An 8,549-nucleotide genomic window follows, 5' to 3' on the forward strand; every position below is an offset into this window, starting at 1 on the left:
AGATGACGGTGGCCAGCCCCATCGTCATCAAATGGGAGGTGGCGGTGGCGATGTCCTCGGGGTGGGCGAGGTGATCGAAGCTGAAGCGGAACAGCTCGGTGATCTTCGTCTCCACGTTGGACCAGGTCGCCTTGACCACGCCCAGGCCCACGGCCAGGCCGAACACGCCCGTCAGGTCCTTGCTCTTCCAGACCTGACCCTTCTTGCGTGAGTCGTCGAGCTTCTTTTGTGTGGGTTCTTCCGTCTTCTCGGACATGGAGGGGGACCCGGGTCAGCCGAGCAGGCGCACCGCATGGCGCAGCAGGGCCAGCATGGCGGCGAACTCCGCCTGCATGCGGCCCATGATGAGGCCCATGGACATGGTGACGACGATGACCGTCACCAGCGGCTTGATGGACATGGAGATGAAGAACACCTGGACCTGGGGGGCCAGGCGGTTGACGGCTCCCAGCGCCAGGTCCGTGAGGAAGGAGGCCAGCGTGGTGGGCGCGGCGAGCGCGAGGGCGATCTTCAACAAGTCCGCGAAGGAGCGGATGAAGAGCTCGAAGAAGGGCCAAGACCCCGAGCTGAAGCGCGGGAAGCTGTCCAGGGGCACGATGACGAGGCTGTCGGCGAGCGCCTCGATGATCAGGTGGTGGCCGTTGAGGGTGAGGAACATCACCACGGCCAGCTGCACCTTGAGGTTGGAGAAGAGCGTCACCTGCTGACCGAGCTGCGGCACGAAGAGCTGCGCGTTGTTGCTGCCCGACATGGTGTCGGCCACGTTGCCGGCCACGCGCGCCGCCTCGAAGACCATGCTCACGATCGTCGCCAGCGCCACGCCGATGAAGATCTCCTTGAGCAGCAGCCCGATGTAGGGCAGCGCGGTGGTGGGAATGGCGCCCATGCGCGCGCTCACCGCCGGGAAGAGCACCGCGGAGAGCGTGACGCCCACGCCCATCTTGATCTCCGTGGGCACCACCTCGCCCCCAAGGAATGGCGAGAGCACCAGCACCGGCATGATCCGGCACAGCAGCAGGCCCATGGTGAAGATGACGAGCGAGAGGTTGGCCTGCTCCGTCAGCCTGGTGAGGACCTCGGAGACGTTCATCGGATCATGGCCGGGAACTGGTCGAACACGTGGAACGTGAAGCGAACCAACTGGCTGCCAATCCAGGGACCGGCGAGCGCCAGGATGCCGAACACGGCGACGAGCTTGGGCGCGAACGAGAGCGTCTGCTCCTGCAGCTGCGTGGTGGCCTGGAAGACGGCGACGAGCAGACCCACCACCAGGGCCATGAGCACCGGCGGGACCGAGACGAGGATGACCAGGTAGAGGGCCTGCTGGAGGATGGAGTTCAGCTGGTGCATGGGAGACTCACAGGTAGCCGATGACCAGGCCCTTGGCGATGAGGTACCAACCATCGACGACGACGAAGAGGAGCAGCTTGAAGGGCATGGAGATGGTGGTGGGCGAGAGCATCTGCATGCCTAGCGCCAGCAGGATGTTGGCCACCACCATGTCGATGACGATGAAGGGCACGAAGAGCAGGAAGCCGATCTGGAAGGCCTCCTTGAGTTCGGACACCACGAAGGCGGGGACGATGATCATGAAGTCCCGCTCGGTGAGGTCCTTGCGGTCCTCCGGGGCGCGCATCTTCTTGGCCAGGTTGAAGAAGAGCGCGCGGTCCTTCGCGGTGATCTTCTTGTTGAGGAAGTCGCGCAGCGGCTCCTTGGACTTGTTGGCCGCCTCCAGCAGGTTGCCCACCGACTCCGAGGACAACAGGCTGGGACCCTTGGCCAGGATGTCCATCTCCGAGGCCCGGTACATGGCCTGCCCCACCGGCGCCATGATGTAGACGGTGAGGATGATGCCCAGGCCGGTGATGACCTGGGTGGGAGGAATCTGCTGGGTGCCCAGTGCCGAGCGCACGATGGAGAGCACCACGGAGATCTTCACGAAGCTCGTCACCATCATCAGCACGAAGGGGACGAGCGACAGCGCGGCCAGCGCCAGCATCAGCACCAGCGGCCGCGAGGCGAAGGAGTCGGGGCTCACCGACTCGACGGGCACGGAGGCCTCGGCGCTGGCGGCGCCGCCGCGCTTGGCGAAGGCGATGAAGGGGTTCAGCGCGATCGCCAGGGCGAACAGCCAGGGCACGACGCGGAAGGCGGGGAGGCGAACGTTGGGCGTGAGTCTCACAGGTCGTCTCTTCAGGCGCTTGGCGGCGCGGAGCCGCTCGAAGGGGTAGCGCCCGATGCGGTGGCGTTGCGGCGGGCGAGGAGCTTCTGGAGGAAGGGGGAAAGGTGAATCACACTGGTCTGCGGGCGCTCGGAGCGGATGCGCTCCACCGCCGCGGTGTCCAGCTTCGACAGCAACTGGAGGCCGTTCTCGGCACCGCCCACCAGCAAGTACTCGTCCGCGGCCTTCAGCACGAAGAGCGAGCGGCGCTGATCCAACGGCACCCGCTCCACCACCGAGACCACCGAGGGGCGCCCCACGGGCACACCCTGGAGCCCCATCAGCTTGCGCAGGCCCACGTTGAGCGTCAGGTAGATGGAGGCCAGCACCGCGCCGAACACCAGCAGCGTGCGCAGCAGCATCCAGCTCAAGCTCTCGGGCTCCTTCTCCATGCCGAGCGGCAGGGGGGCGTTCAGGTCCTCATCAAGCGCGGCGGAAGGAGCCGGGGCCAGCGGCGCGGTCGTCGGTTCAGCGGTGGGGGCCTGGACGGCGGCGGGAGCCTGGGCGGCGGCGGGAGCCTCGGCCCGGGCCAGCGGCGCGAGCAGCATGCACGCACACGCCAGCAAGGCCGGACGGGAGAGGGAGACGAAGGACACTGCCATGGTGGGGCGGGAGGCTAGTGCATCGGGCGGGAGACCGCCACGGGCCAGCCCCGCCCTGCCCCGCTCCTTTGCTCGCCTGCCTGGGTTCTCCCACCGTGGCATGCCCTGGTTTCCTCTTCGCGATGCCACGCTGGCTCCCACGCACACGAGCAACCAGCCTCAGCCCGCGAGCGAGAGGATCCGGACGCCCAGGTGCCCCTCCACCTCGACCAGCTCGCCCCGGGCCACGACCTTGCCGTTCACCGACAGGTCCACCGGCTCGCCTGGCGCCTTGTTCAGCTCGACGATCTGCCCCACCCGCATGGACACCACCTGGTCCGCCGTCACCGGCACCCGGGCCAGCTCCACGGAGATCTGAAGCGGGATGTCACCCAGCAGGTCACCTGCATCCATTCTGTCGTCCACGGCACCACTCTCCCGGCTGTTCATCTCGGGGTTGGAGAACTGCTCTTCCGCGGCCTCGTCCGACTCGGAGGGCCCACGCCGCTGGAAGGACTGCTCGCCGAGCACCACCTCGGTGATCCGCGCCTGATACTGGTCGTTCTCGAGGAACACCTCGGCGTTCAGGCTGCCCACACGCCCCAACCCCAGGCGCAGCCGCGCGGTGCCGTTCTCGCCCCGGTCCGGCCGGGCCGAGAGCGAGTCCACCAGCACCACGTCCTTCACCCGGAGGCCCGACAGATCCTGGCTGGAGATCTCCGCGTAGCCGATCTCCGCCCGCAGCCAGGCACGCGCCGAGGACAGGCGACCCAGGTGCGCCTGCACCTCGTCGCGCAGCACCGCCCGGCGCTGGTCGGCCACCTGCGCCGGCTCCATCACCTCCAGCACGCCCGAGGGCACGAAGAGGCGTACCATGCCCTCCTGCGCGCCGAGCCGGGCCCGGAGCTGCACCACCAGCACCGGCCCCTCCTCGCCCAGTCGGGATGCCGCCTCATCCACCCCGCGCGCCACGCCCTCCATCCGCGGCTTGGGCTGCCCCGGATCCATGCCCGGGACGAGCGCCTTGAGCGCCTCGAGGAGGACGAAGCTCACCACGCCTTCCTCGATGTCCGTCAGGGGTCGCAGGCCAACCGTCTCGCCCGCGCCGCCCAGCAGCATGTCCACCACCGCATGCGCCAGGGCCAGCTCGATCTCCAGCACCGCGCGACCGCGATGCGGGCCGGGTACCAGGAAGGCCAGGAAGGTGGGCTCCGCCAGGTGCCGGCGCAGCTCGCCCGGACCGAGCACCCGCAGCGCCTCGAGCGTGAAGCCGGCCTGCGCATCGAAGATGGCCTTGAGCCGGGCGCACAGCGCCTCGACGGCCTCGGCCTTCGGCGTCACCCACTTCAGCCGCCCGGTGAGCCGGGACTCGTGGCTCGACACCTTCTCCAGCCTGGAGAAGGTGAAGGGACGCCAGGGCTTCGAAGGGACCACCGGCGGCGGCGGAGACGGAGGGCCCGAGCGCTTCAGCGTCCGCGCATCCACCACCATGGTGCGCTCGTGCTCGCTGGGGCCCTCGTCCCTGCGTCGACTCATGACTTCGCCTCGACGCGCATGTCCTCGAGGGTGAGGCCACGTCCGGCCAGCGCGTTCTTGAGACCCTCGCGCTGCTCCTCCAGCATCTTCAGCACTTCACGATCCTTGCCGCTGAAGACGGCCTGGATCTTCCCGTTCTTCGCGGTGAGCTTGATGGACAGACCGCTGAGCACGTCGCCGCGCAGGTCGATCTGGAACTCCGCGTGGCCCGCGGCGTTGGTGCCCACGCGCGCCCGCTCGACGATCTTCTGGGCGATCTCGTTGGCCAGGGCGCGCAGCCGCTCCGAGGTCGCCGTCGACTTGGGCTGGGCCACCGGCACGGGCGCCATCAGCGCGGGATTGAAGCGGAAGCCCGCGCCCATCTCCGGCGCGCCATCCTTCTTGTCCTTGCCGTCCCCACCCTTGCCGCCGCCGTCCGCGTCCGCCTTGAGGGAGCCCTTGCTCCGCCCGGCCTGCGCGCCGGCCGCCGCGTTATCGCTGCCCTTGGACAGCGCGTCGCCACGCTCGTTGAGGGCGTCGTCGGTGGTCTTCGCGTCCGCCAGCCGCGATTCGGCGCGCGTCTGCGCCACGCCCTGGTCGTTCTGCCGGCCCTGGGCCGCCTGGCTCGTCTGGGCCGAGTCCGACTGCCGGCCCTCGGAGAGCTGCACGCGCTCCTCCTGGGACTTGCCCGTCTGACGGGACTGGGTGCGCTGGGCATCCCCGCGCTGCTCCGTCTTCGCGTCCTGCTGGAGGCGCGCCAGCACCGACTTGCCGAGCCCCTGCTGCTGCTGGGCCTGCGGCGACTTCGCCTGCTGCTGGGTCTGCTGGGCCTTCTGCTCCTTGAACAGCTTGGAGAAGGCGGTCTCGCCCTGCGTACGCTGCTGGGCCTTGGACTCCTGGAGACGCTTCTCCTGAACGAGCCGCTCCGCAGCCTTCTGTGCCTGACGATCGTCTTCGACTCGGCTCATTGCGTCACACCGCCTGAGAGGGACTCCAAGGTTACTTGCGCTGGCGCATCAGGAACAAGGTGTTCCCGATTTCCTCCTGATTCAGCTCCTCCCTCGCCTGGCGCTCGGCGCGGACCTGCTTCTGGAAGTTCTCCTTGTTCTTCTCGATGGCCTTGAGCTCCTTGGCGGCCTCGGCCATCTCCCGGCGCCGCTGCTCCACCAGCCGCTCGGCGACCTTGACGGCCTCCTTCTGGCGCTCGATCTCCAGCGCTACCTGGGCCTCCTCGTCCTTGAGGCGCTCCTCGTAGCGGTTCATCATGGTGAGGCCGTTGATGCCGGCGCCCTTGGCCATCACCTGCTGGGAGTAGGCGAGCACCTTCTGCTTGCGCTCGGCCTTACGCTTCGCGAGGTCGTCCTCGAGGCGCTTCTGCTCGGCCTTCTCCTTCTCCAGGGCCTTGACGGCATTGGAGAAGGCCTGCTCGGCCTCCTCCTTCGCGCGCTCGCGCATCTCGAGCAGGACCTGCAACCGGTAGGGGGGCATGGCCCCATCCTAGCCCGGAACCACCCCTCCCCGTCACGCCCCGACGCGTCAGTCCGCGAAGAGGGCGATGAGTTGCTCGACCGTCTCCTCGAAAGCACTGTTGGAGTGGGTGTCCTGCTTGAGGAAGTCGATGATGGCGTCGTACTTGTCGATGGCGTAGTCCGTCCGGGGGTCCGTGCCGTACTGGTAGGCGCCCAGGAGGATGAGGTCGCGCTGCTTCTCGTACGTGGCGAGCGTCTCGCGCAGCTTGCCGGCCGCCTTCTTGTGCTCCTTGGTGACGATGCCGCTCATCACGCGGGAGAGGCTGGCCAGCACGTCCATGGCGGGCCACTGGTTGCGCTCGCCCAGGGCACGGTTGAGGATGAAGTGGCCGTCGAGAATACCGCGGACTTCGTCGGCGATGGGCTCCTCCATGTCACCGCCGGCCACGAGGCAGGTGTAGATGGCGGTGCACTTGCCCTTCTCCGAGTTGCCCGTGCGCTCCAGGATGCGCGGCAGCATGGAGAACACGCTGGGCGGGTAGCCCTGGCGCGCCGGAGGCTCACCGATGGCGAGGCCGATTTCACGCTGGGCACGGGCCAGACGCGTCACGGTGTCGAGCATGAAGAGCACGTTGCCGCCGCGCTCGCGGAAGTACTCGGCGATGGCCGTGGCCACGTAGGCGGCGCGCAGACGCACGAGGCTGGGCTGGTCCGAGGTGGCGCACACCAGCACGGAGCGCTTCATGCCCTCCTCGCCCATGGCGTCCTCGATGAACTCGCGAACTTCGCGACCACGCTCGCCGATCAGCGCCACCACGCACAGGTCCGCCTGGGTGTTGCGGGCGATCTGCCCCATCAGCGTGGACTTACCGACGCCGGAGCCGGCGAAGAGGCCCACGCGCTGGCCCTCTCCCACGGTGAGCAGGCCGTCGATGCAGCGCACGCCCAGCGGCAGCGGGTGCTCGATGCGCTGGCGTTTGAAGGGATCCGGGCAGTCCCGGTCCACCGACCAGTCGAGCAGACCCTCCGGCAGCGGCTTGCCGTCCATGGGCTCGCCGATGCCGTTGAGGACGCGGCCCAGCAGCCCTTCTCCGCACTTGATGGAGAGGGGCCTGCCGGTGGGGATGACCTCACTGGACGGACCGATGCCGAGCAGCTCGCCCAGGGGCATGAGCATGACCTCGTCGCCCTGGAAACCCACCACCTCGGCCTTCACCGAGGAACGACCGCCGTGGCCCTTGATGATGACCAGCTCGCCCACGCGTACGCCGGGCACGCTCGCCTTGATGACCAGACCCGTCAGCTCGGTGACGCGGCCGCGCACCCGGTACAGCGGCGCTTCCTTGATCAACGTGGAGTAGCGCGAGAGATCGATCGCCATGGCTACGGAGGGCCCTCTTTCTTGCCCTGATCCGGGAAGAGCACGTTCTGGAGCATCTCGAACTGGGTGGGCAGCTGCGCATCCACCGTGCCGAACTCCGTCTGCACGATGCAGCCCACCGGAGCCACGTCCGGGTCCTCGCGGATGGCCACGTCCACCGCCCGGCCGATGAGCTCCATCAGCTCCGCCTTGCGAGCGCGCAGCACCGCCGCCGACTTGGGATTCACCCGGAGCACCACCGCGCGAGCGTTGCGCAGCTCCTCGACGGCCTTGGCGCAGATGTCCACCAGGAGCGTGGGGTCGCGCTCGATGTCGCGGGCGATGATCTTCTCGGCGATCTTGCACGCCAGCGCCACCACGTCCCGCTCCTGCCGGGCGAGGATGTCCCCGGCCTGCATCTTCGCGCGCAGGACGAGCTCCGTGGCCTGGGCCATCCCCTCCTGCTTGCCCTGGTCGCGGGCCTTGGCCAGCACGTCCTCGCGCTCCTTCTGGGCCTCCGCGAGGATGCGCTCCTTCTCCCTGTGGGCCTCCTCGATGATGCCCTGGGCCGACTGCCGGGCGTCGAAGACCTCGGCGTTCATCACGCCCGCGCGCGGCGGAGGTCGCAACACGGGCCGCTCCGAGCTGGCCAACGGCTCGCCCGCCGAATCGCCCTTGATCACCTTGCCGATTGCCATCGAAAGCTCCTTGTCAGCCGGATGCTAGCGCGTTCCGCCCCGAGGTCCACGCCCACCCGAGCGTGGCTGCACGCCTGACCGGGAGCGCTGCTGGACCTGGGACCCCTCCCCCGACACCGCCGGCTGGGAAGTATTGGTGCCCACCACCCGGGGTGGACGCTCGGACTCACCCTCCTCGGGCTCGCCACGGGGTACGGCACTCCGACTGTGCGTGCGCGCCAGCGGTGGGCGAATGATGCGCGAGCCCTCCGAGGAGGCAACCGGCTCATCGACGCGGGATCGGCTGGGGCCCCGCGACGGCTTCGGTCCGATCCGGGCCCCGGTGGGATCCGGCGCGACGGCCGGGTCCTCCCGCACGTTGCGTGAGGCGCCCCGGGCCACCCGCGAGGGCTCCCGCGCCTCCTCCTGGCGACCCCCAGCACCTTGACTGAAACCCGCCCGGCGAGCCTCGCGCTCGGCGATGGGATCCCTCCGCACGCTCGCCACCGCCTGGGAAGACGCGGCACGCCGGGCCAGGGACTCCGGGCCGGCGCTCGAGCGCACCTCGCGCGACAGCGCGGGAGCCCGGGCCGAGGGAGGCGCCGCCTTGGGGGCGGCACCCGGAGGAGGGCCGAGGGCGGGCGGGCGCACCGGGGTGACCCGCACCGGGCGCTCGATGAGCCCGCGGGCCGCGAGCCGCTCCAGGTCCGTGACGATGTCCGTGCG

The 8,549-nt window shown here is 69.1% G+C and carries 10 protein-coding genes and 1 pseudogene; all 11 read right to left on the bottom strand.

Features of this window, described 5'->3' with window-relative positions:
* A partial coding sequence (locus VF794_RS00755) for an EscU/YscU/HrcU family type III secretion system export apparatus switch protein (RefSeq protein WP_331106704.1) occupies nucleotides 1-256 on the bottom strand: 256 nt, incomplete at its 3' end.
* Nucleotides 257-271: 15 nt separating this feature from the next.
* Nucleotides 272-1,090, bottom strand: coding sequence for a flagellar biosynthetic protein FliR (locus VF794_RS00760; RefSeq protein WP_331106706.1), 819 nt, complete (start codon nucleotides 1,088-1,090; stop codon nucleotides 272-274).
* Complete coding sequence (gene fliQ / locus VF794_RS00765; protein ID WP_331106708.1) at nucleotides 1,087-1,350, bottom strand: flagellar biosynthesis protein FliQ; 264 nt, start codon at nucleotides 1,348-1,350, stop codon at nucleotides 1,087-1,089. Before fliQ ends, VF794_RS00760 begins: the two co-directional genes overlap by 4 nt.
* Nucleotides 1,351-1,357: 7 nt before the next feature.
* Nucleotides 1,358-2,182 carry a type III secretion system export apparatus subunit SctR gene (gene sctR / locus VF794_RS00770; protein ID WP_331106710.1) on the bottom strand — a complete coding sequence of 275 codons (825 nt, stop codon included), beginning with the start codon at nucleotides 2,180-2,182 and terminating at the stop codon, nucleotides 1,358-1,360.
* 11 nt (nucleotides 2,183-2,193) lie between these two features.
* Nucleotides 2,194-2,823, bottom strand: a complete 630-nt coding sequence (locus VF794_RS00775; RefSeq protein ID WP_331106712.1) for a flagellar biosynthetic protein FliO — start codon at nucleotides 2,821-2,823, stop codon at nucleotides 2,194-2,196.
* 159 nt (nucleotides 2,824-2,982) lie between these two features.
* Nucleotides 2,983-4,338, bottom strand: coding sequence for a type III secretion system cytoplasmic ring protein SctQ (sctQ, locus tag VF794_RS00780; protein ID WP_331106714.1), 1,356 nt, complete (start codon nucleotides 4,336-4,338; stop codon nucleotides 2,983-2,985).
* Nucleotides 4,335-5,285: a flagellar hook-length control protein FliK gene (locus tag VF794_RS00785; protein ID WP_331106716.1), complete on the bottom strand. Its 951-nt coding sequence runs from the start codon at nucleotides 5,283-5,285 to the stop codon at nucleotides 4,335-4,337. The genes sctQ and VF794_RS00785 overlap by 4 nt, the downstream gene beginning before the upstream one ends.
* Nucleotides 5,286-5,316: 31 nt before the next feature.
* Nucleotides 5,317-5,805, bottom strand: coding sequence for a flagellar assembly protein FliH (locus VF794_RS00790; protein ID WP_331106718.1), 489 nt, complete (start codon nucleotides 5,803-5,805; stop codon nucleotides 5,317-5,319).
* Nucleotides 5,806-5,853: 48 nt separating this feature from the next.
* On the bottom strand, nucleotides 5,854-7,167 hold the full coding sequence (sctN, locus tag VF794_RS00795) for a type III secretion system ATPase SctN (RefSeq protein WP_331106720.1): 1,314 nt from the start codon (nucleotides 7,165-7,167) through the stop codon (nucleotides 5,854-5,856).
* 2 nt (nucleotides 7,168-7,169) lie between these two features.
* Nucleotides 7,170-7,844, bottom strand: coding sequence for a FliH/SctL family protein (locus VF794_RS00800; protein ID WP_331106722.1), 675 nt, complete (start codon nucleotides 7,842-7,844; stop codon nucleotides 7,170-7,172).
* Between the two features lie 24 nt (nucleotides 7,845-7,868).
* A pseudogene (locus VF794_RS00805) lies at nucleotides 7,869-8,549 on the bottom strand (hypothetical protein); the annotation flags it as partial.

This window comes from Archangium sp., from assembly GCF_036389735.1.
Taxonomy (GTDB): domain Bacteria; phylum Myxococcota; class Myxococcia; order Myxococcales; family Myxococcaceae; genus Archangium.